At 33.0% G+C, this 1,164-nt stretch carries 1 protein-coding gene; it reads right to left on the reverse strand.

The genetic code is table 11. The features are described from left to right. Positions 1 to 281: 281 nt before the first annotated feature. The coding region (locus IDG60_RS15110) for an oleate hydratase (protein ID WP_206160863.1) at positions 282 to 1,164 on the reverse strand (883 nt) is incomplete at its 5' end.

Raw genomic sequence — 1,164 nt, forward strand, 5'->3', positions numbered from 1 at the left:
CTTATAATTGTAAATTTAATGTTAAGATTAGGTAAAATTATTTAACAATATATGTTATTTGTATATGACTTGTAAAATATCGTCACTTATTATGTAAATTTTCAGTGTGAAATGGCAGGTTTGCAATAACTTGTTTAACAAAATGATGCAATCAATCATGTAATTATGTTTCATCAAAAAAATCATGTGAGTGGGATAACGAAATAAAGTTTGTGAACATATCATTTCTATCCCACTCCATGATTTGAAATCACCAAATAAAAATCTATTAATGGTTTTCGTTATAACAATTTGTGTTCTTTTAATAATGTCTCAATGTACGTACCTTTTATCTTTTTAAGGAATCCTGCTAATGCGAGTTTCTGCATTTTCGAATCTTTAGTAATCTCGCGCAAATCTTGATGGTCATTCAGTTCGTATACGGCATCCATTAAGACGCGAAGATCAAATGTACTATTGATGACCTCTGGAATACCACGATCTATATTTAGTAATTGATAAACAGCTTCCATGGCAGTACGAACCGAATATTCTGTTGTAAATACAGTATCTCGCTCTGTTTCTGCAAAGTTACCAATAAATGATAAATTTTGTGATTGATGCGGGACGACTAAAGGTCTGTCGCCGATAGCACGCGTCATGAAATAAGAGGTGATATATGGCATATAAACAGGAATCGTATTAGATACATGTTTTGCTAAGTCTTCAATTTTGTCAGTTGATACACCTAAGTGATACAGCCATTCTTGGCATATTTCATTACCACTACATTCTGTAATTGGCTTTTTAATATAATCGCCGTTTACATCTGAATATAAGGCATAAATCCATGTAGATATTTCATTTTCAGGTTGGTCTTTAAACTGTTGCTGACGATTGATTGTAAAACTCATTTGCCATGCAGAATCATTGATTGTAATAATACCGCCTGTAACTGTTTTGCCTGCAAGTGGGTCACGTTTACAAATACTTTCTATTGTATCGATAATCTCTTTATTGTTTGTTGTAGAAGTTGCTGAAACAAACCAACTTTTTTTAGGAATATTTTGGCAAAACTTATCAGGATTACCAAATTCAGGACTTTGTCGCGCTAAATTTTTCCATAGTGTCCAACTACCACCTAATTCGTCAGTTGGTGGTGCTGGTGTATCATTATCACCATAC

It is taken from the genome of Staphylococcus sp. EG-SA-2 (genome assembly GCF_017152085.1).